15 protein-coding genes are annotated in these 20860 nt (G+C 59.8%); 7 read left to right on the top strand and 8 right to left on the bottom strand.

Annotated elements, in window-relative coordinates:
• Nucleotides 1-430: 430 nt before the first annotated feature.
• On the top strand, nt 431-2428 hold the full coding sequence (locus Q8X48_RS25430) for a hypothetical protein (RefSeq protein WP_407801745.1): 1998 nt from the start codon (nt 431-433) through the stop codon (nt 2426-2428).
• Between the two features lie 294 nt (nt 2429-2722).
• Here Q8X48_RS25430 and Q8X48_RS25425 read toward each other — a convergent pair whose 3' ends face one another.
• The 3 genes from Q8X48_RS25425 to Q8X48_RS25415 all read right to left on the bottom strand — a co-directional run bounded on the left by Q8X48_RS25425 (nt 2723) and on the right by Q8X48_RS25415 (nt 5800).
• Entirely contained in the window at nt 2723-3490 is a 768-nt protein-coding gene (locus Q8X48_RS25425) for an SDR family oxidoreductase (RefSeq protein WP_007976320.1), read from the bottom strand.
• A 132-nt stretch (nt 3491-3622) separates the two neighbouring features.
• Nucleotides 3623-4690: a phosphotransferase family protein gene (locus Q8X48_RS25420; RefSeq protein ID WP_407801746.1), complete on the bottom strand. Its 1068-nt coding sequence runs from the start codon at nt 4688-4690 to the stop codon at nt 3623-3625.
• A gap of 144 nt (nt 4691-4834) precedes the next feature.
• Nucleotides 4835-5800: a 2-hydroxyacid dehydrogenase gene (locus Q8X48_RS25415; RefSeq protein WP_407801747.1), complete on the bottom strand. Its 966-nt coding sequence runs from the start codon at nt 5798-5800 to the stop codon at nt 4835-4837.
• Nucleotides 5801-5884: 84 nt separating this feature from the next.
• Here Q8X48_RS25415 and Q8X48_RS25410 point away from each other — a divergent pair, with 84 nt between their 5' ends.
• Nucleotides 5885-6166: a hypothetical protein gene (locus Q8X48_RS25410; RefSeq protein WP_407802791.1), complete on the top strand. Its 282-nt coding sequence runs from the start codon at nt 5885-5887 to the stop codon at nt 6164-6166.
• A 173-nt stretch (nt 6167-6339) separates the two neighbouring features.
• Here Q8X48_RS25410 and Q8X48_RS25405 read toward each other — a convergent pair whose 3' ends face one another.
• Complete coding sequence (locus Q8X48_RS25405; protein ID WP_407801748.1) at nt 6340-6948, bottom strand: TetR/AcrR family transcriptional regulator; 609 nt, start codon at nt 6946-6948, stop codon at nt 6340-6342.
• A gap of 27 nt (nt 6949-6975) precedes the next feature.
• Nucleotides 6976-7359 carry a tautomerase family protein gene (locus Q8X48_RS25400; RefSeq protein WP_015095408.1) on the bottom strand — a complete coding sequence of 128 codons (384 nt, stop codon included), beginning with the start codon at nt 7357-7359 and terminating at the stop codon, nt 6976-6978.
• Nucleotides 7360-7722: 363 nt separating this feature from the next.
• Here Q8X48_RS25400 and Q8X48_RS25395 point away from each other — a divergent pair, with 363 nt between their 5' ends.
• On the top strand, nt 7723-9003 hold the full coding sequence (locus Q8X48_RS25395; protein ID WP_407801749.1) for a serine/threonine transporter: 1281 nt from the start codon (nt 7723-7725) through the stop codon (nt 9001-9003).
• A gap of 103 nt (nt 9004-9106) precedes the next feature.
• Nucleotides 9107-10759 (top strand): SulP family inorganic anion transporter, encoded by a 1653-nt coding sequence (locus Q8X48_RS25390; protein ID WP_407801750.1) that lies wholly within the window; start codon nt 9107-9109, stop codon nt 10757-10759.
• Between the two features lie 174 nt (nt 10760-10933).
• On the opposite strand, the gene acnB is transcribed toward Q8X48_RS25390, so the two are convergent.
• Complete coding sequence (acnB, locus tag Q8X48_RS25385) at nt 10934-13534, bottom strand: bifunctional aconitate hydratase 2/2-methylisocitrate dehydratase (protein WP_407801786.1); 2601 nt, start codon at nt 13532-13534, stop codon at nt 10934-10936.
• A gap of 454 nt (nt 13535-13988) precedes the next feature.
• Between acnB and Q8X48_RS25380 the strand changes: the two genes are divergently transcribed.
• Nucleotides 13989-14459: a DUF1289 domain-containing protein gene (locus Q8X48_RS25380; protein ID WP_102673627.1), complete on the top strand. Its 471-nt coding sequence runs from the start codon at nt 13989-13991 to the stop codon at nt 14457-14459.
• Nucleotides 14460-14590: 131 nt separating this feature from the next.
• Here Q8X48_RS25380 and Q8X48_RS25375 read toward each other — a convergent pair whose 3' ends face one another.
• On the bottom strand, nt 14591-15454 hold the full coding sequence (locus Q8X48_RS25375; RefSeq protein ID WP_407801751.1) for a universal stress protein: 864 nt from the start codon (nt 15452-15454) through the stop codon (nt 14591-14593).
• A 163-nt stretch (nt 15455-15617) separates the two neighbouring features.
• Here Q8X48_RS25375 and Q8X48_RS25370 point away from each other — a divergent pair, with 163 nt between their 5' ends.
• Nucleotides 15618-16226, top strand: coding sequence for a tRNA-(ms[2]io[6]A)-hydroxylase (locus tag Q8X48_RS25370; protein ID WP_102673626.1), 609 nt, complete (start codon nt 15618-15620; stop codon nt 16224-16226).
• A gap of 976 nt (nt 16227-17202) precedes the next feature.
• On the opposite strand, the gene Q8X48_RS25365 is transcribed toward Q8X48_RS25370, so the two are convergent.
• Nucleotides 17203-19446: a TonB-dependent siderophore receptor gene (locus Q8X48_RS25365; RefSeq protein WP_407801752.1), complete on the bottom strand. Its 2244-nt coding sequence runs from the start codon at nt 19444-19446 to the stop codon at nt 17203-17205.
• A gap of 475 nt (nt 19447-19921) precedes the next feature.
• Between Q8X48_RS25365 and Q8X48_RS25360 the strand changes: the two genes are divergently transcribed.
• Entirely contained in the window at nt 19922-20806 is an 885-nt protein-coding gene (locus Q8X48_RS25360; protein ID WP_095967103.1) for a LysR substrate-binding domain-containing protein, read from the top strand.
• The last annotated feature ends 54 nt before the right edge of the window (nt 20807-20860 follow it).

Here is a 20860-nt window from a genome sequence, read left to right as displayed (position 1 = left end):
TCCTGTACGCACCTGCCAGGCCATGGATAAAACCGATGTACTGGGCGATGTGCGCGCTGAAAATGGCGAGGTGACCCGAGTCACCACCACGACTCGTTGCGTTACGCAGTAAACCCGGGCGCGATGTGCAGTAACCTCGACCTGCTCGGGGTGATGGTGATTGCTTTCATCGTCGCCCTGGGTAGAGCGGGACCCGAGATCTGCTGATTGGCGTCACGGCTGCCAATGCTGTGGCCGACTCGATGCATTTCTGGCGAGGTACGGCACCGACCCGGTCACCTTGAAAAACGTGAACGACTTGTATGCCATCAGCGGTTTTTATCGCAGCTTGGTCTAGTAACCCTGTCAGTTATGGCAGTTTTCGGTATATCGATTTTTCCTGATAGTGAATGGACTGTTTTTTGTCCAACGCTAAAAAGGAAACGTCGTCATGACCGACGAATTAAAAGCTGCAACCGTTGCACCAAGCCCTTGGGACCAAGCCACGTTGTCGATCAACGGTAATAAAGTGGAAAGGGGTACGGCACCTGTTTTGCTCCGTGGGCAGGAGAACGTTGTGACGGTGGAGGCCCCACCCGCAATCGCCAGGGCGCTGAATCTGGGGCTGCCTGAGGATGGCGGTTTGAGCATCGCTGCATTGCCGGATTTTGGCAATTGGGTGGCTCCCGTCGATGGCAAGTTCACTTGGAAGATTACGCCGGGCACTGGCAAGAGCGGTCGTATCGCCCTGGTGTTTTTCAGCAGGGAAGTGCTGGAGTCGTGGGAGCATCGAAGCCTGGTGATTTCGAGCAACCTGGCGGATGAGGCAGACGTGAAGATCGGCGGCGTCGCCGTACCCGCCGGGGGTAATTGGTTTTACCGGGGCAAGGCGCAAACGGTGACGTTGACTCCCAAATCAGGCAGCCCGCTGGCCGGCCATCCGGTCACGTTGACCTGTGCAATCAAAAGTGGCCTGGATGTCGCCAACGTGGTGAGTGCACCGGCTTTCGGCAGTGAGTCAACTACCCATAGCTGGGCAGTGACCGGGAACACCAAAAGCGGCACCTTCCAATTGGCCTTGTCGGGCAAGGGCATGACCACACCGATTACCTTGGCTGTCAGTAAGTTGCTGTCGAGCAATCTGGCGGATGAGGCAGACGCGAAGATCGGCGGCGTCACCGTGCCTGCCGGGGGTAATTGGTTTTACCGGGGCAAGTCGCAAACGGTGACGTTGACTCCCAAATCAGGCAGCCCGCTGGCCGGCCTTCCGGTCAAGCTGACCTGCGCAATCAAAAGTGGCCTGGATGTCGCCAACGTGGTGAGTTCACCGAGCTTCGGCAGTGAGCCCACTACTCATAGCTGGTTAGTGGGCGGGAACACCAAAAGCGGTACCTTCCAAATGACCTTGTCAGGCAAGGGCATGACCACACCGATTACCTTGGCTGTCAGCAAGTTGCTGTCGAACAATCTGGCGGATGAGGCAGACGTGAAGATCGGCGGCGTCGCCGTGCCTGCCGGGGGTAATTGGTTTTACCGGGGCAAGGCGCAAACGGTGACATTGACCCCCAAGCCCAACAGCCCGCTGGCCGGCCTTCCGGTCAAGCTGACCTGTGCAATCAAAAGTGGCCTGGATGTCACCAATGTGGTGAGTGCACCGGCCTTCGGCAGTGAGCCAACTACCCATAGCTGGGCAGTGACCGGGAACACCAAAAGTGGCACCTTTCAATTGGCCTTGTCGGGCAAGGGCATGACCACACCGATTACCTTGGCTGTCAGCAAGTTGCTGTCGAGCAACCTGGCGGATGAGGCTGACGTGAAGATTGCCGACGCCGCCGTGCCCGCCGAGGGCAATTGGTTTTATCGGAATCATGGTCGCATAGTGACGTTGACCCCCAAACCCAACAGCCCGCTGGCCGGCCTTCCAGTCACCCTGACCTGGAGTATCAAAAGCGGACTGGCTAGCGACAGCGTGGTGAGTATACCGGCCTTCGGCAGTGAGCAAACCACGTATAGCTGGGCAGTAATCGGGAGGATACATAGCGGAACGTTCCAACTGGCATTGGTGGGTAAGGGCATGTCCACACCGATTACCTTGGCAGTCAGCAAATTGGTGTCAGGGGAACTCAGAGATGAGGTTGAGGTGAAGATTGGTGGGCAAAGTGTGCCTGCCAGTGGAAATGTATTCATAAGGGGACAAGCTCAGGAAGTTACGCTAGTCCCTAAGCCGCGCAGTCCGATCGCCGGACACAATATTACGTTGACTTGTCAGCCCTTACAGGGGCTATCCGAAGGCGATATACAAAGTGCACCGCCATTTGGAGGAATAGGAGGGCCAAATTGGAGTTGGCAGGTGACTGGATATAACAGAAGTGGCACCTTCCAGATTTCTGTGGTCGGGGCGGGGGGCGTGATCAAACCAATGAAAATTGCGGTCAGCCAGTTGATTTAGAACAATCTGGCGGATGAGGCTGTCGTTAAATTGATGGCGTTGATGTATCCGATAATGAAAGTTCCTATCTTGATAGTTCAAAGCGCACAGTTACTTTAGTTACTTTAGTTACTTTAGTTACTGAAGCGGGTACTCATTAGCTGGCACTAAGTCTGTTTGCTATCCGGCAGCGGTGAAGGTCGAGTTTGTTTGCAGGCCAAAGTGATTTGATTGCCGCGCGACCGGTGGTAACAGTGTGAACAAAAGGCAGCCAATCGCCTTGATCGGCTGCCTTTCTTTCATTTGCAAACAGAATCAGGACAGGAAACCACCATCGACATTCAACGAAACCCCAGTGGTATAGCTCGAAGCATCGCTGGCGAGGTAAAGCACCGCCCCCGCCATTTCACTCGGATCCGCCACACGCTTGAGCGGAATCTGCTGCAAGGCGGTGTTCAGAATGGCTTCGTTTTTCACCAGTGCCGAGGCGAATTTAGTATCGGTCAGACCCGGCAACAGGGCATTGCAACGAATCCCGAACTGCGCGCATTCCTTGGCAAACACCTTGGTCATGTTGATCACCGCCGCCTTGGTCACCGAGTAGATGCCCTGGAAAATCCCCGGCGAAACGCCGTTGATCGAAGCAACGTTGATGATGCTGCCGCCGCCGTTTTCGCGCATCAGCTTGCCGGCTTCGACCGACATGAAGAAGTAGCCGCGAATGTTCACGTCGACGGTTTTCTGGAAGGCGCTGAGGTCGGTGTCCAGGACGTTGCAGAACTGCGGGTTGGTCGCGGCGTTGTTGACCAGGATGTCGAGGCGGCCGAACTGTTCCTTGATGCCGGCGAAGACCTGGCTGATCTGTTCCATTTCGCCGATGTGGCAGGCGATGGCGGTGGCTTTGCCGCCGGCGGCGATGATGGCGTCGGCGACGTGTTGGCAGCCTTCAAGCTTGCGGCTGGAGACGATCACGTGGGCGCCTTGCTGGGCCAGCAGTTTGGCGATGGCTTCACCGATGCCACGGCTGGCGCCGGAGACGAAAGCGATCTTGCCGTCGAGGTCGAACAACTGAGTCTTGGACATGGGATTCCCTTATAGAATGTCTTGTTATCGAGTCAAATGCCGGGTTGCGGCCAATGCTGTTGAGGCCAGTCAGTGCGCGTTATCGTTCACGATCATCGCGAGCGGGCTCGCTCCTACAGGGATCGCGTACGGTCAAAGGCTGGATTTCTGGATCACCTGCAAGCTCATCTGCTCCAGCAGCTTGTTCATGTGAATGAACTGGGCGAAGCGTTTGTCCTGGGTCTGGCCGTGGTAGAAGCGGTAGTAGATCTGCTGCACGATGCCGGCCAGGCGGAACAGGCCGTAGGTGTAGTAGAAGTCGAAATTGTCGATCTGGATGCCCGAGCGTTGGGCGTAGTAATCGACGAACTCGCGGCGGGTCAACATGCCCGGCGCGTGGCTTGGCTGGCGGCGCATCATCTGCACCGGTGCCGGATCATCGGCTTCGATCCAGTACGCCAGGGTGTTGCCCAGGTCCATCAGCGGATCGCCCAGGGTGGTCAGTTCCCAGTCGAGCACGCCGATGATCTGCATCGGGTTGGCGGGGTCGAGGATGACGTTGTCGAAGCGGTAGTCGTTGTGCACGATGCTGGAGGTCGGGTGGTCGGCCGGCATCTTGTCGTTGAGCCAGGCTTTCACCGTTTGCCATTGTGGCGCGTCCGGGGTCAGGGCCTTCTCGTAGCGATCGCTCCAGCCTTTGATCTGGCGCGCCACGTAGCCTTCGGGCTTGCCGAGGTCACCCAGGCCGTAGGCGTTGTAGTCGACCTGGTGCAGTTCGACGAATTTGTCGATGAAGCTCTTGCACAGGGCTTGGGTTTTCGCCGCGTCCAGCCCCAGCTCCGGCGGCAGGTCGGAGCGCAGGATGATGCCGTTGACCCGTTCCATCACGTAGAACTCGGCACCGATCACCGATTCGTCGGTGCAGTGCACGTAGGCTTTCGGGCAGTACGGAAATCCGTCGCGCAGTTGATTGAGGATGCGGAATTCACGGCCCATGTCGTGAGCCGACTTGGCCTTGTGGCCAAAGGGCGGTCGACGCAGGACGAATTCCTGCTCGGGGTATTCCAGCAAGTAAGTGAGGTTCGACGCGCCGCCCGGGAACTGGCTGATCTTCGGCAAACCGCTGAGCCCCGGAATATGGGCCTTGAGGTATGGATCGATCAGGCTGGCATCGAGCTCTTCGCCGGTGCGGATACGGGTGGACTGGTCAGTAAGCGCCATGCTTATCCCTTCTGCTTATTCTGGAGGCCTGAAACTATTGGCTAATCTAATGCGCACACCCCGCACCCACAACCGCGATCGGCTCTTATAGGTGAGCGTGTTGCCGGCCAATCATTGTTTTTGATACAGCTGTTTGAATTGCGCTCAATGAACGACCCGGCTCATGGCTGGCGGCAAGTCGATCGGCGTCAGCACCGGTTGGCTGGAGAAAAACGCCACGAGGTTCTTGCCCACCAGTTCGACGGTGCCCTGGGTGGCTTCCGGGGACAGTCCGGCGACATGGGGCGTGAGGATCACGTTGCTCAGGGTCTTGAGCGCATCCGGCACCTTCGGTTCTGCGTCGAACACATCCAGCGCGGCGCCGGCGATCCGGCGTTGCTCCAGGGCGGTGATCAGGTCGGCGGTGGCAATCACGCTGGCCCGGGCGATGTTGACGATAAAACCCTTGGGGCCCAAGGCGTCGAGGACCTGGCGATTGATCAGGTGTTTGGTGCCCAGCCCGCCCGGCGTGGCGACGATCAGGAAGTCCGAGGCGCGCGCCAGTTCGGTCGGGGTCGAGCAGAACGTGTAGGGCACATCGCGGCGACGTTGGCGATTGTGGTAGCAGATGCTCATGTCGAAGCCGGCACTGGCACGTTTGGCGATGGCCATGCCGACCGCGCCGAGGCCGAGGATGCCCAGGCGCTTGCCGGCGAGGGAAGGGCGCATGATTTTCGGCCACTCGCCGCGCCGAACGGCGGCGTCACAGCGGGGCACGTCACGTACCAGCGACAGCAGCAGCGCCATGGCATGGTCGGCGACGGACGAGGCGTTGACCCCGGCACCATTGGTGACAGTGATGCTCCGGTCGGCGGCGGCCTGCAGGTCGACGTGTTCATAACCGGCGCCGATCACGCAGATGATCTTGAGTCTGGGCAGCGCGGCGATTTCATCGGCATAGAGCCCCAATGGTCCACGGGTCAGGACGGCGTCGATCTGCCCGGCGTGGCGGGCGATGGCTTCGGCACGCTCGGCTGGCGTCGGGGCCAGTATCAGGTGGAAGCCCTGATGTTCGAGGATAGGCAGGTAATCATTGATGGTTTCAACCAGTACCAGAACGGTTACAGGCATGCTTGGCTCCCTGTGGGCATCGGAAAAACGGCTCGAACGTCGCTTGAGATTGCTGATTTCAGGATAGCTTGGCAACCGCCGGCGATGGTCGTTAACGATAACGCGTGTGGACTGGATATACGCGGCGCGTTTGAGTCCAGCGCCAGCAGGCTGGCTCCTACAGTTTCAGCGTGGGCATGGCCCCTTGTGGGAGCTGGCTTGCCAGCGATGGTCGTTAACGATAACGCGTGTGAACCGGATAAACGCGGTGCACTGGAGTCCATCGCCAGCAGGCTGGCTCCTACAGTTTCAGCGTGGGCGCGGTCCCTTGTGGGAGCTGGCTTGCCTGCGATGGTCGTTAACGATGACGCGTGTGAGCTGGATTAACGCGGTGCGCTTGAGTCCATCGCCAGCAATCGAGCGTCGACCGGCTGTTCCTACAGTTTTAGCGTGGGCGCGGTCCTTTGTGGGAGCTGGCTTGCCAGCGATGGTCGTCAACGATTACGCGGGCGAACTGGATGATCGCGGCGCACTGGAGTCCATCGCCAGCAGGCTGGCTCCTACAGTTTCCCGGGAATGCTTAAAGACGACGCCGAGAGTGCTGCCCGGGCCGCCTCGAGAATTTCATCCGACAGTGGATCGCCGCGGGTCGCCCGGGACAACATCAGCGCGCCGAACATCAGCGAATACTGCACCAGCGCCTGTTGCCGTTTGTCGGCCTCGTCTTCGGTGTCGAGCAGTGAGCCCAGGGAATCGAGCAGGTTGTTCAGGCCCAGCAGGTAGGTTTGACGCAAACCGCTCTCGGCGGCCTCGTGGCACATGTCCCCGGCAAAGGCCACCACCGGGCAGCTGTCACCCGGATTGTCCCGGCTTTCGCTGGACAGGTACGTTTCGACCACGGCGCGGCGGGCGGTGTCCTTGCTCTCCTGATCGGCCACCCGTGCTTGCCAGCGTTGCGCGGCCTGCTCGAAAGCCCGGCCACTGGCCTCTTGCGCCAGGGCTTCGCGGGATTCGAAGTGCCCGTAGAAGCCGCCGTGGGTCAGGCCTGCGGCGGCCATCACATCGACCACGCTGATCCCGTGCAAACCGCGTTCGCGGAACAGCCGCGTGGCGGCATCGACGATGGTCTCGCGGTTGAGGTCGGCTTGTTTGCGGGAAACGCGGGGCATGGGTCTTTCTCGATTTCAGGTTGAATATCAGAGGGCGTATTGGGCAATTCCGTTGCCGAACGACCAGTTCTCTTTTTTGACTTCCACCAGATTGATGAAAACGTCCTCCAGACGCACGCCCAGCTCTGTGTGAAGGCTTTCGGCGATGGTTTTGTAGAGGCGTTTTTTCTGCTCGACGGTTCGCCCCTCGCTCATGGTGATCTGGATCACCACCAACTGGTCCGTGCGGTCGATACCCAGATAACCGGGATCAAAGATGAAATGCTGCTCATCGTGTTCGGCGAGTATCTGAAAATTATCGTTCTCCGGCACGCCGATGGTGCTGTGCATGGCGGCGTAGATCAGTTGGCCGATGCGTTTGGCGTGGGTGGGGTCCTGATGTTTTTTGATGTCGACGCGAACCAGTGGCATGGGAAGACTCCAGGAGGAATGCAGGTTGATTAAAAATACATGATGGTAGACCTTTATCAAGTGCGGACTGCTATTTGGCGATGAAGCACAAGTACACGACAGATCCTTGTGGGAGCGAGCCTGCTCGCGATGGCGGTGTGTCAGCCAAAGTGAATGTTGGATGTGCCAAGGTATTCGCGAGCAGGCTCGCTCCCACAGGTCTGTTTTTTGCCAATCTGGTACCACCGTTCCTCACCTAAGTCTTTGCTTCTGTTCACTAATCCTCCAGAATCGCGCCCCTGTTCCGGTCAGGGCGCTGCCTGTCGGGTATTCCGACGCGTTCTGACCGGGTGGCAAGTGACCGGAATGTGGAGATCCCACCGGATGAATGATCAGGCCAATAGCGTCAACAAACGCTATGTAGCAGCAACACCCGCAACGCTTTCGAGCTGGAATCGCCAGGACACCACGTGGATGCTGGGCCTGTTTGGCACGGCGATTGGTGCGGGCACCCTGTTTTTGCCGATCAATGCGGGCCTCGGCGGTTTCTGGCCGCTGCTGATCCTGGCGTTGCTGGCGTTCCCGATGACGTTCTACGCGCACCGCGGGCTGACCCGTTTTGTGTTGTCCGGTCGCGAAGGCGCCGACATCACTGAAGTGGTGGAAGAGCATTTCGGCATCAAGGCCGGTGCGCTGATCACCTTGCTGTACTTCTTCGCCATTTTCCCGATCCTGCTGATCTACAGCGTGGCCCTGACCAACACCGTGGGCAGCTTCCTCGAGCATCAACTGCACATCACGCCGCCACCGCGCGCCGTGCTGTCGCTGGTGCTGATCCTCGGCCTGCTGGCGGTGGTGCGTTGCGGTGAGCAACTGATCGTCAAGGCCATGAGCCTGATGGTCTACCCGTTCATCGTCGCCCTGCTGTTCCTGGCGGTGTACCTGGTTCCGCACTGGAACGGCGGCATCCTGACCACCGCCAGCAGCGTGCCGGCACCGTCGGCGCTGTTGCACACCCTGTGGCTGGCGATTCCGGTGATGGTGTTCTCGTTCAACCATTCGCCGATCATCTCGGCCTTCGCCGTGGACCAGAAGCGTCGCTACGGCGATCACGCCGAGGAGCGCAGCTCGCAGATCCTGTCCCGGGCGCACCTGTTGATGGTGGTGATGGTGCTGTTCTTCGTCTTCAGTTGCGTGCTGACCCTGTCGCCAGCGCAACTGGCTGAAGCCAAGGCACAGAACCTGTCGATCCTGTCTTACCTGGCCAACCACTTCAGCAATCCGACCATCGCCTTCGCGGCGCCGTTGATTGCCTTCGTGGCCATTTCCAAGTCGTTCCTGGGGCACTACATCGGCGCCAGCGAAGGTCTCAAGGGGCTGATCGTCAAGAGCGGCCAGCGTCCGTCCGCCAAGACCCTGGACCGCATGACCGCCGCGTTCATGCTGGTGGTGTGCTGGATCGTCGCCACGCTGAACCCGAGCATCCTGGGCATGATCGAAACCCTCGGTGGCCCGGTGATCGCGGCGATCCTGTTCCTGATGCCGATGTACGCCATCCGCAAGGTGCCGGCGATGGCACGCTATCGCGGTCAGGCGTCCAACGTCTTCGTGACGGCGGTGGGTCTGGTGGCGATCACGGCGTTGATTTATTCGTTGAGCGCATAAGTCAAAGATCAAGAGATCGCAGGCTGCGATCCTTTGATTTTCAGCTACAGTGGCCGCTGCACGTGATACGTGCAGCGGCTTTTTTTCGCCTGGAGACATTCGATTGTCGAGCGCCCCCAACGCAAACCCCACCGAGCAACCCAAGCGTTGGCAGGACCTGTTGGCCGGGTTGTCGATAGCCGGCCTGTTGTTGCCCGAAGCTGTCGCCTATTCAAGCATCGCCGCACTGGCGCCCCAGGCCGGGGTGATCGCCTTGTTTGCCGGGTTGCTGTGTTATGGCCTGTTCGGTACCAGCCGTTTTGCCATTGTCTCGGCCACTTCATCCTCCGCCGCCGTGCTGGCCGCCGCGACCACCACCCTGGCCAATGGCGACCCTGAGCTTCGCTCGACCCTGGCCATCGGCCTGGTGCTGGTGACCGGGGCGTTTTTCCTGCTGGCCGGGCTGTTCAAGCTCGGCAGCGTGACCTCGTTCATCGCCAAGCCGGTGCTGCGTGGTTTTGCCTTTGGCCTGGCGCTGACCATCATTCTCAAGCAGGTCGCCAGCGTAGTGGGCGTGCATTTGACCGAAGCCAACCTGGTGGGTTTTCTGCCGCAATTGCTGGCACAACTGCCGCAATGGAACTGGGCCGCAGCTGCTGTCGGCGCCGTGGCATTGGCCTTGTTATGGCTGTTCGCGCGGTTTCGGCGCCTGCCGGGTGGTTTGCTGGTGGTGGTGATCGGCATCGCGGCGGGGCAGTGGCTGGACCTGCCGGACTATGGCGTGAAGCTGATCGGCTTGATCGACCTGGGCCTGGAGGTGCCGAAGCTGCCGGTATTGCCGTTTACCGACTGGCTGCGTGTGGGTGAGCTGGCGTTTGCCATGGTGATGATTCTGTATGCCGAGTCGTATGGCTCGATCAGTGCCTATGCGCTCAAGCACGGTGATCGCGTCACCTCGAACCGCGACCTGCTGGCGCTGGGGGCTTCCAACCTGTTGTCCGGTCTGTTCCACGGCATGCCGGCGGGCGCGGGGTATTCGGCGACGTCGGCCAATGAGGCTGCCGGCGCCACTTCACGCCTGGCCGGGATCGTGGCGGCGCTGGTGGTGCTGCTCATTGTCCTTACGGTGCTGCCGTATATCGCCCTGACTCCGGAACCGATTCTCGCCGCCATCGTTATCCATGCGTTGGGGCGTGGCTTGAGCCTGCAACCGCTGGGACGCTATTTCATCTGGCGCCGTGACCGCTTGCTGGTGATCTGCGCCGTGGGTTCGGTATTGCTACTGGGTGTGCTGGATGGCTTGCTGGTGGCGGTGGCGATCAGTGTGTTGCTGATGCTCAAGCAACTGTCGGCGGCGGATATCCAGATTCTCGGGCGCATCGATGGCGGTCACGACTTTGTCGACCTGCAACGCCATCCAACGGCGCAGGTCGTGCCTGGTGTGTTGATTGTGCGGCCGGGTGAGGCGTTGTTCTTTGCCAATGTCGAGCGGATTCTCGGCGCTGCCTTGCACTTGATCCGGCATTCGCAAACGCCGATTCATACGGTGATTCTCAGTCTGGAGGAGTCGCCGGATCTGGATGGCACCAGCATTGAGGCGTTGCAGGCGTTTTTCGTGCATGTGCATGAGGAAGGCCCGTGCCTGATCCTGGCGCGTCTGAAGGACGACGCACAAGGGGCGTTGGAGGTATTGTCGCAGGTGAAGGCTAACGGGGTGGTGCTGAGTGGGCTGAGTGTGGATGGTGCGGTGAAACAGGCGCTTCAGTTGAATGCATGACTCCCTGTGGGAGCGAGCCTGCTCGCGAAGACGGTGGGTCAGCCAATGTCGATGTTGAATGTACTGACGCTTTCGCGAGCAGGCTCGCTCCCACAGGGGGTAGTGTTCAAATTGAAGGCATAAAAAAACGCCGCCCATCTCACGATGGGCAGCGTTTTTCATTGCGTTGCAACGTTAGGCTTGAACGACCGGGATGTTGGCGTTCGCAGCAGCTTCACGGAACTCGGCGATCTGGTCGAAGGACAGGTAGCGGTAGACATCGGCCGCCATGCTGTCGATCTTGCCAGCGTATTCCATGTACTCCTCGACGGTCGGCAGGCGACCCAGGATGGAAGCCACGGACGCAAGCTCAGCCGAAGCCAGGTAGACGTTCGCGCCGTCACCCAGACGGTTCGGGAAGTTACGGGTCGAAGTCGACACAACGGTCGAGTTCGGCTCTACACGTGCCTGGTTACCCATGCACAGCGAGCAGCCCGGCATTTCCATGCGCGCGCCGGCCTTGCCGTAGATGCCGTAGTAGCCTTCTTCGGTCAGCTGGTGAGCGTCCATCTTGGTCGGCGGCGACAGCCACAGACGGGTTGGCAACTGACCCTTGACCTGTTCCAGCAACTTGCCGGCAGCGCGGAAGTGACCGATGTTGGTCATGCACGAACCGATGAACACTTCGTCGATCTTCTCGCCAGCAACGCTGGAGAGCAGGCGAGCGTCGTCCGGGTCGTTCGGAGCGCACAGTACAGGCTCCTTGATGTCGGCCAGGTCGATCTCGATGACTTCGGCGTATTCGGCGTCCTTGTCCGCTTCCAGCAGCTCAGGGTTGGCCAGCCAGGCTTCCATCGCTTGAGCGCGACGTTCCAGAGTACGTGCATCGCCGTAGCCTTCGCCGATCATCCAGCGCAGCAGGGTGATGTTGGACTGCAGGTATTCGGCAATCGACTCTTTGGACAGCTGGATGGTGCAACCGGCAGCCGAACGTTCAGCCGAGGCGTCAGACAGTTCGAACGCTTGTTCTACGGTCAGTTTAGGCAGACCTTCGATCTCCAGGATGCGACCGGAGAAGGCGTTCTTCTTGCCTTTCTTCTCTACGGTCAACAGGCCAGCCTGGATCGCGTAGTAAGGAATGGCGTGAACCAGGTCACGCAGGGTGACGCCTGGCTGCAGTTCGCCTTTGAAGCGAACCAGGATCGACTCAGGCATGTCCAGCGGCATGACGCCGGTGGCTGCGGCGAACGCAACCAGACCGGAACCGGCCGGGAACGAGATGCCGATCGGGAAACGGGTGTGGGAGTCACCACCGGTACCGACGGTGTCTGGCAGCAGCATGCGGTTCAGCCACGAGTGGATGATGCCGTCGCCCGGGCGCAGGGAAACGCCGCCGCGGGTCATGATGAAGTCAGGCAGGGTGTGGTGGGTGGTCACGTCGATCGGCTTTGGATAAGCCGCGGTGTGGCAGAAGGACTGCATCACCAGATCGGTCGAGAAGCCCAGGCACGCCAGGTCTTTCAGTTCGTCACGGGTCATTGGACCGGTGGTGTCCTGGGAACCCACGGTGGTCATCTTCGGTTCGCAGTAGGTGCCCGGACGAACGCCGGTCACGCCGCAAGCCTTGCCGACCATTTTCTGTGCCAGGGTGAAGCCCTTGGTGCTTTCAGCCGGTGCTTCAGGCTTCTTGAACAGGGTCGAAGGTGGCAGACCCAGCTCGGCGCGAGCCTTCTCGGTCAGGCCACGGCCGATGATCAGCGGAATACGGCCGCCGGCGCGAACTTCGTCCAACAGGACCGGGGTCTTCATTTCGAAGGTGGTCAGGACTTCGTCGGTGCCGTGCTTGCAGACTTTGCCAGCATGCGGGTACAGGTCGATCACGTCGCCCATGTGCATGTTGGAAACGTCGAATTCGATTGGCAGTGCGCCGGCATCTTCCATGGTGTTGTAGAAGATCGGAGCGATCTTGCTGCCGAAGCAGAAACCGCCGGCACGCTTGTTCGGCACGTAAGGAACGTCGTCGCCGAAGAACCACAGCACCGAGTTGGTGGCCGATTTACGCGAAGAACCGGTACCGACCACGTCGCCGACGTAGGCGATCGGGAAGCCGGCGTTGCGCATTTCTTCGATCTGCTTCATCGGGCCGGTGACGCCTTGTACGTCAGGCACGATGCCGTCGCGAGCCATTTTCAGCATGGCCAGGGCGTGCAGCGGGATGTCCGGACGGGACCAGGCATCAGGCGCAGGGGACAGGTCGTCGGTGTTGGTTTCGCCGGTGACCTTGAACACGCGCAGGCTGATCTTGTCGGCCAGGGTCGGGCGCTTCACGAACCACTCGCCGTCAGCCCAGGATTGCAGCACGCCTTTGGCGTGAACGTTACCGTTCTTGGCTTTTTCTGCGACGTCGTGGAAAGCATCGAACATCAGCAGGGTGTGCTTGAGTTCTTCGGCAGCTACTGGCGCCAGTTCGGCGTCGTCCAGCAGGTTTACCAGAGTCACGATGTTGTAGCCGCCCTGCATGGTGCCGAGCAGTTCAACAGCGCGCTTCTTGTCGATCAGGGGGGAGGTGGCTTCGCCTTTGGCGATGGCGGACAGGAAGCCGGCCTTGACATAGGCCGCTTCGTCCACGCCTGGCGGAACGCGATCGGTGATCAGGTCAACGAGGAATGCTTCTTCGCCAGCCGGGGGATTTTTCAGCAGCTCGACCAGGCCTGCAGTTTGTTCGGCGTTAAGCGGCTGGGGAACGATACCCAGTGCTGCGCGCTCTTCGATATGTTTGCGGTAGGCTTCAAGCACAGTTATTACCCTCATCAGTGGTCCCAAATGGGTGTCCGGGACGCTCATCCCGAAATTGCCGTACTCATGCGCTGCATGGCGTTGTGAGCCACTTAGCCAGAATTACCGACAATTCCTTACAGAAGCTGCTTTCAAAGTTTTACGCCTGCAGAACGGGAGCTGATGAGGGTTGGCGTTGGGCTTTTCCCCGCTGGAAAAACCCCTCGCCAACACCGCTCTGAAGGAACGACTGTGCTCGTGACGCTTTGAAAACAGCTTCTAACGGACATTGGCGCCTAAAAAGGCAGGCTGATTCTACGGCAAAAAAAAATTTAAGGTAAGTCAGGTTTTATTGGACTTTGGTGGCGGCCGGTAAACGCCGATTTACCCATGGCCCTGAACTTTGAGGGGTGATCAATGGTGGACAAAGGACTAACATGCCGGCCTGTTCTGCTTTTTCGCGTTTTGCCTACCTATGCCCAATCAGACCATCAAGACGCCGTGCGTCGGCCTTTGCTCCACTGTTTACGGTGACCTGGTGTGCCGTGGCTGCAAGCGTTTCCACCACGAAGTGATCCACTGGAACGGTTACAACGAGGAGGAAAAGCGCGCTGTATGGCTGCGTCTTGAGCAATTGCTGTCGCAAGTGATGGCCGCCAAGGTGGAAATTTTCGATCCGGCGCAGCTGCGGATGCAGCTGGAGCAACGCAAGATCCGTTTCGTGCCCCATCAGTCGGAATATTGCTGGGCCTACCAGTTGATCGCCCGGGGGGCGCGGGTGATCAACAACCTGGAAGCCTACGGGATGGTATTGCTGCCGGAGTTTCGCGACTGGAACCTGCCGGAATTGCGCGATGCCATTGATCGGGAATTTTTCCTGCTCTCCGAGGCGCATTACCAGCGCTACATTGCGCCGGGGTTTCTGAGGGATGCGTTTGGAGGCTAAATTTTTTTAAAGCTTCGCGAGCAAGCCCGCTCCCACATTTATCCCCGGTTTTACACAAAAGTTGTGTCTGCTGAAGATCCAGTGTGGGAGCGGGCTTGCTCGCGAAGACGGCCTTTCAATCACCACAAACCTCAGTGCTTGCCGGCAATCTCCTCAAGATGATCCTCGATCTCCTGCGGCTTGAGCACCAATACGTCACTTTCAACCGAATCGAGCACCACTTCCGCCGTATTGCCGATCAACACGCCTGACAACCCGCTACGCGCCACGGTACCGATGACGGTCACGGCCGCCTGCAGCTTGTGCACCATGAACGGAATCAACACGTCCGCCGGACCTTCCTCGATGTGCAGGTGATCATCGTCGATGTCGAACTCGGCCTGGAACGACTTGCATTGCTCGCGGTAGCGCGCCTGGATGGTTTCGCTGAGTTGAAACGTGGGGTCGGCCGACGACAGCATCGGCGACGGGTGGGCGCTGATCACGTGCAAACGGGCCTTGGCCAGGGTTGCGATGTCATAGCCATGATCAATGATGGTGTTGTGCAGGTGGCGGTGTTCGAGGTCGGTGTTGCCGACGTCGATGGCTGCCAGGATCACTTTGTCTTTCCATGAGCCAGCGGTTTTCACCAGCAGTACCGGGGAAGGGCATTCGCGCAGCAATTTCCAGTCCTCGGGTGTCAGCAGGGCTTTTTTCAGGGCGCTGTCGGGATAGTGCTGCTTTACCACCAGACCGCAGCCTTCGGCTTGCTGCACCTCGACGATGGTTTGATGCAGGCTCTGGTTCCAGGCCTGCTCGGTGGTGACGCTGTATCCGTCTCCCTGTAAAGCGGCCTTGAGCACACCCAACATGCCACTGTGATCATGCTTGGGGTCGCACACCAGCAGATGCAACTGCGCCTGGGTCACGCCGGCGATCAGCTTCGCCCGCTTGAGCGCGAGGCTTTCGGAGTGTTCGGGGTCGATGACCACCAGAATGCTGCGTACGGCTTGCATGAGCGCGATCTCCTGAGAATAAAAAAGGCACGGCGTTGCACAACTATAGTTGCTGCCTGCGATTCGGGGACTTGATGCATATCAACGGTTGGCGACTGGTGGTCTGCGGGCAGGCCGGTATAATCGGCGCCCTTCGTTTTGAACCTATTTGTCCGTGAGCCCCATGATCCTTCCCGAAATTCACGAGTTCCTTGGCTGCCGCACCCCCGACGGCTGGGTTCAAGCCGCGCTGGCCGATCAGGAAACCTTGCTGATCGACCACAAGAACTGCGAATTCAAGGCCGCCAGCACCGCGTTGAGCCTGATCGCCAAGTACCATTCCCACGTCGACCTGATCAACATGATGTCGCGTCTGGCCCGGGAAGAACTGGTGCACCACGAGCAGGTCATGCGCCTGATGAAGCGCCGCAAGATTGCGCTGCGCCAGCTGTCCGCCGGGCGTTATGCGTCGGGCCTGCGCAAGGTGGTGCGCAGTCACGAGCCGGTGAAACTGGTGGACACCTTGGTGGTGGGCGCCTTCATCGAGGCTCGCAGTTGTGAGCGTTTCGAAGCGCTGGTGCCGCATCTGGACGAAGAACTGGGCAAGTTCTATTTCGGCCTGCTCAAGAGCGAGGCCCGGCATTTCCAGGGATACCTGAAACTGGCCTACCAGTATGGCGACGCCAGGGACATCGCCCAGGTGATCGACAGGGTCCGCGCCGCCGAACAGGAACTGATCGAATCCCCGGATGTGGAATTCCGTTTCCATAGCGGCGTACCGGCTGCGGCATAAGCCTCGCGGGAGAGCCCGCAGGGCTATCGACGCAAAAAAATTTCACGCAATCCCGGAAAACTGTAGGAGCCAGCTTGCTGGCGATGGACTCAAGTGCGCCGCGTCTATCCAGTTCACACGCGTAATCGTTAACGACCATCGCAGGCAAGCCAGCTCCCACAAAGGACCGTGCCCACGCTGAAACTGTAGGAGCCAGCTTGCTGGCGATGGACTCCAGTGCGCCGCGTTTATCCAGTTCACATGCGTTATCGTTAACGACCATCGCTGGCAAGCCAGCTCCCACAAGGGACCGCGCCCACGCTAAAACTGTAGGAGCCAGCCTGCTGGCGATGGACTCCAGTGCGCCGCGTTTATCCAGTTCACATGCGTTATCGTTAACGACCATCGCTGGCAAGCCAGCTCCCACAAGGGACCGTGCCCACGCTAAAACTGTAGGAGCCAGCTTGCTGGCGATGGACTCCAGTGCGCCGCGTTTATCCAGTTCACCCGCGTTATCGTTAACGACCATCGCTGGCAAGCCAGCTCCCACAAGGGACCGTGCCCACGCTAAAACTGTAGAAGCCAGCTTGCTGGCGATGGACTCAAGTGCGCCGCGTTCATCCAGCTCACCCGCGTTATCGTTAACGACCATCGCTGGCAAGCCAGCTCCCACAAGGGACCATGCCCACGCTGAAACTGTAGGAGCCAGCCTGCTGGCGATGGACTCAGATGCGCCGCGTTCATCCCACTCAAACGCGTTATCGCTAACGACCATCGCTGGCAAGCCAGCTCCCACAAGGGACCGTGCCCACGCTGAAACTGTAGGAGCCAGCCTGCTGGCGATGGACTCCAGTGCGCCGCGTTTATCCAGTTCATACGCGTTATCGTTAACGACCATCGCTGGCAAGCCAGCTCCCACAAGGGACCGTGCCCTCCAAACCAGTGAAAGTCCCAAAAAAACCGGCCAAAAAAGGCCGGTTTTTTCAGGTGTTCAGCTTCAGAAATCCCACTTGGTGGTCAACATCACGTTGCGTGGTTCGCCGTAGTACGTGGTGTCGAAGTTGCCCAGGCCCGTCAGGTAGCGTTTGTCGAAGACGTTGTTGGCGTTGACGGTGAAGCTCAGGTTCTCATTGAACTGATAGCGGCTCATCAGGTCGACGAGGGTGTATCCGCCTTGCTTGATGCGGGTGTAGTCGCCCACGGTCGGGCTGTAGATCTTGCCGTAGAACGCGTTCTGCCAGCTGATGCCGCCTCCGATGGTCACCTTGTCCAGTGCGCCGGGCAGGCGGTAGGTGGTGAACGTACGCACGACGTGTTCCGGTTTGCTGGTGGACAGCGGGAAGCCGAAGACGCGCTGTTCGTCGGCGTCACGGGTGCGGGCGTAGGTGTAGCCGGCCGACACGTTCCAACCTTCGGCCAGTTCACCGGCCAGTTCCAGCTCCACGCCTTTGGTGGTCGCGCCGTCGATGGCCTTGTAGATGCCTTCGTTGGTCACCGGGTTGGTGCCGATCGATTCAGCGAGGTTGTCTTGCTCGATGCGGAAGAAGGCCAGGCTGGCATTCAGTCGCCCGTCGAAGTAGGCGGCTTTCAGGCCGGCTTCGTAGCTGTCGCCTTCGACCGGTGCCAGGGTCGTACCGTTGATGTCCTTGTAGGTTTGCGGCTGGTAGATGCTGGTGTAGCTGGCGTAGGCCGAGTAGGTGTCGTCCAGGTCATAGACCACACCGGCATAAGGCGTGACTACGCCATGTTCCTTGTAGCTGGCATGGGTGTCATCGAGTCCCGCACCCGGATAGTACGAATAGTCTTCGTTGTACTTGAAGGTGCTCAAGCGGCTGCCGAGGATGATCGACAGGTCATCGGTCGCGTGCAGGCGCGTGGCCAGGTACAGGCCGTTCTGGCTTTGGGTGCGTTCGTACTTGCCGTTCTTCGGGAAGTCCTGTTCCGGCAGATCGCCATTCCAGTCGTAAATGCTCCCCGGGACCATGGCGAAGGCACTGGTGTCGAAGGTCGCGCCGGTCTGGCGCGAGTGGGAGGCCATGAAGCCGGCCACCAGTTCATGCTCGCGGCCTCCCAGGGAGAAGGGGCCGGTGACGTTCACGTCAGCGGTGTTTTGCACGCGATGACCTTCCCAGCGACCCCAGTACAGAAACATGCCTTCACCGGTGGCACGGTCCGGGTTGCCGCCACTGGCCGAGGCCAGGCGAGTGTCGTGATCGGTGGTTTTCTGGTCGAACGTGGCCTTGAACTTCCAGTCGTTGGCCAGGGCCTGTTCCAGGGAGGCGAAGTAGGTGATGTCGTCGAAGTCGCGACGACTCCAGTCGGCACCCGGGTTGAAGTGACGCGGGAAGTCGGTACGGCCGCCGTCCGAGAAGTACACCGGGTTGCCGGTCCAGGACGAACCTCGCGGGGTGGCGCTGGACTTGTCGATGCCGAAGGTCAGCAGGGTGTCGGGAGTCAGGTCGGCTTCGAGGACGCCGTAGAACAAGTCCTTCTTCTGGCTGTAGTGATCCTGGTAGGAGTTCTTGTCGGAATAGGCGCCGACAAAACGGCCACGCACGCTGCCGGAATCGTTCAGCGAACCGGAAATGTCGCCGACGCTGCGATAGGCATCCCACGATCCGACGGTGCCGCTGATCGACGCCTTGAATTCCTTGGTCGGCTTCTTGCGGATCAGGTTGACGGTGGCGGACGGGTCGCCCGAGCCGGTCATCAGGCCGGTCGCACCCTTGACGATTTCGATGCGGTCCAGGCTGGAGGCGTCGTCGCTGTTGTTAGGGTTTTCACCGTAGACGCCGTCATAGGGGATGTTGATGCCGTCGTACTGGAAGTTGGTGATGGCAAAGCCACGGGCGGAAAACTCGGTGCGGTCACTGTCGTACTTCTGCGTCGAAATCCCGGGAGTGTTGCGGAGCGCGTCGCCGATGGTCTGCACGCCGCGGTCGTCCATCTGCTGGCGGGTGATGACGGTCACCGATTGCGGCGTTTCGCGGATCGACAGGGGCAGGCCGGTGGCCGAAGACGTTGAACCGGTGGTGTAGGAGTGGGTGCCTTCGGTGGTGGCGCCCAGCGCCTGGGCGGAAATGGTCGTTGCGCCCAGCTGCAGTACACCGTCGTCCTTAGCCGGTTTTTTCTCGGCATCGGTTTCAGCGGCGTGGGCGGCGAGGCTCATCAGGGCGGCGGGCAGGGCCAGCGCCAGAGGGCACAGGGCAAAACGGAAACGGGCGACAAGCGGGTGCGACATGGGGATCCCTTTGCATCGAATCGATCGGTAGTTGAAGTGCTTCTGAGGGGTTAACCGAACGAAACATGCAAAGGGGAACTGCCGCCTGAAAAAACTGATAATTATTCTCAGTGAGCCAGGCTGAAACGCTGATGCCGCTGGGTGATGGATTCTTCAGGGTAATGGACCGTCGTTGCTATTGGACAGGCACCAGAATCGCGTCGCCGGTCGCCAACAGCTTCAGTTGATCGCCGGTTTGGGTCACTTCCAAACCGGCCCAGCGGTTGAAGGTCGAGGTCGAGTTGATCAGTCCGCGTGATAGGTCATTGGATTTGAGGTGAATGGGCTGTCCTATTCGCGAGCAAGCCCGCTCCCACAGGGGATTGCATTCTAAATGTGGGAGCGGGCTTGCTCGCGAAGAACGACAACGCGGTCCCACTGGACGCCTGCCACAGGCCAAGTCAGCATGTCCCCCTCGAAACCGGGACACGACCTGATGCGACGATTACCTTCCCTGGCAGCCCTGCGAACCTTCGAATGCGCCGCCCGCCATGCCCATTTCGGCCGGGCGGCGGCCGAGTTGTGTGTCACCGACAGTGCGGTCAGCCACCAGATTCGCCAGCTCGAGGAGCAGCTTGGTGTGCCGCTGTTCGTGCGCGAAGGCCGGCAGATTCGCCCGACCCTGGCCGCCGGGCGCCTGATGCAGAGTTTGCAACAGGCGTTCGAACTGATTGGCGATGCCTGCGATGAACTGCGCGATCCTTCATCGCTTGCGGTGCTGCGTCTGGCGGTGACCGCCGAGCTGGCGCAAAAGTGGCTGATGAGCCGTCTCACGGATTTCTATGCGCGCTATCCGCACATCACCCTGCACCTGTACGAACAACCGATCGACGCCACGGCGCCGGGGGAAGACATCGACCTGGCGATCACCTACGGCACCGGCCCGGTGGACAGCAGCGCGTATTTCGTCCGGCCGCTGCCGGCGTTGCAATTCTTCCCGGTGTGCAGCCCCGGCCTGTTCAACCTGGGCTCGCTGAAAACCCCGAAGGACCTGGCCCGCCATTGCCTGCTGCACGACGACCAGGACGGCAAGACCTGGACTGCGTGGCTCACCAGCCACGCCGGCGACCAGCGCCCCGACCGCCAGTTGTATTTCGCCCACGCCGGGCTTGCGCTGGAGGCGGCGGCGCAAGGGCAGGGCGTGGCCATGGGGGACAACCTGACGGCCCAGGAGGACTTGCTCAGCGGTCGGCTGGTACGGCCGTTTACCTCGAGCATGACCGCCCTGGGCCAATACGCACTGGTGTGCGAACGGGTGCGGCTGGAACGTCCGGCAGTCGCGCAGATGCTGGAATGGTTCAACGATCAGTTGCTCGATTGATGAGTTGAATTCAAGTATTCCGAAATAATCATCGTTGGCGAGCCTGTCACCAAC

The organism is Pseudomonas sp. QLc11A, assembly GCF_052112305.1.
In the GTDB taxonomy this organism is placed as follows: domain Bacteria; phylum Pseudomonadota; class Gammaproteobacteria; order Pseudomonadales; family Pseudomonadaceae; genus Aquipseudomonas; species Aquipseudomonas laurylsulfatiphila.
Note: the sequence above shows the minus strand (reverse complement) of the source record. Positions and strands in the feature narration are given on the sequence as shown.

Coding starts and splice junctions, on each gene's coding strand:
- Q8X48_RS25400 (WP_015095408.1), bottom strand. CDS start 7,359: ATGCCACTGGTTCGCGTCGACATCAAAAAACATCAGGACCCCACCCAC.
- Q8X48_RS25380 (WP_102673627.1), top strand. CDS start 13,989: ATGCCCAATCAGACCATCAAGACGCCGTGCGTCGGCCTTTGCTCCACT.
- Q8X48_RS25405 (WP_407801748.1), bottom strand. CDS start 6,948: ATGCCCCGCGTTTCCCGCAAACAAGCCGACCTCAACCGCGAGACCATC.
- Q8X48_RS25395 (WP_407801749.1), top strand. CDS start 7,723: ATGAATGATCAGGCCAATAGCGTCAACAAACGCTATGTAGCAGCAACA.
- Q8X48_RS25415 (WP_407801747.1), bottom strand. CDS start 5,800: ATGCCTGTAACCGTTCTGGTACTGGTTGAAACCATCAATGATTACCTG.
- Q8X48_RS25370 (WP_102673626.1), top strand. CDS start 15,618: ATGATCCTTCCCGAAATTCACGAGTTCCTTGGCTGCCGCACCCCCGAC.
- Q8X48_RS25430 (WP_407801745.1), top strand. CDS start 431: ATGACCGACGAATTAAAAGCTGCAACCGTTGCACCAAGCCCTTGGGAC.
- Q8X48_RS25420 (WP_407801746.1), bottom strand. CDS start 4,690: ATGGCGCTTACTGACCAGTCCACCCGTATCCGCACCGGCGAAGAGCTC.
- Q8X48_RS25365 (WP_407801752.1), bottom strand. CDS start 19,446: ATGTCGCACCCGCTTGTCGCCCGTTTCCGTTTTGCCCTGTGCCCTCTG.
- Q8X48_RS25410 (WP_407802791.1), top strand. CDS start 5,885: ATGGTCGTTAACGATAACGCGTGTGGACTGGATATACGCGGCGCGTTT.
- Q8X48_RS25360 (WP_095967103.1), top strand. CDS start 19,922: ATGCGACGATTACCTTCCCTGGCAGCCCTGCGAACCTTCGAATGCGCC.
- Q8X48_RS25375 (WP_407801751.1), bottom strand. CDS start 15,454: ATGCAAGCCGTACGCAGCATTCTGGTGGTCATCGACCCCGAACACTCC.
- Q8X48_RS25425 (WP_007976320.1), bottom strand. CDS start 3,490: ATGTCCAAGACTCAGTTGTTCGACCTCGACGGCAAGATCGCTTTCGTC.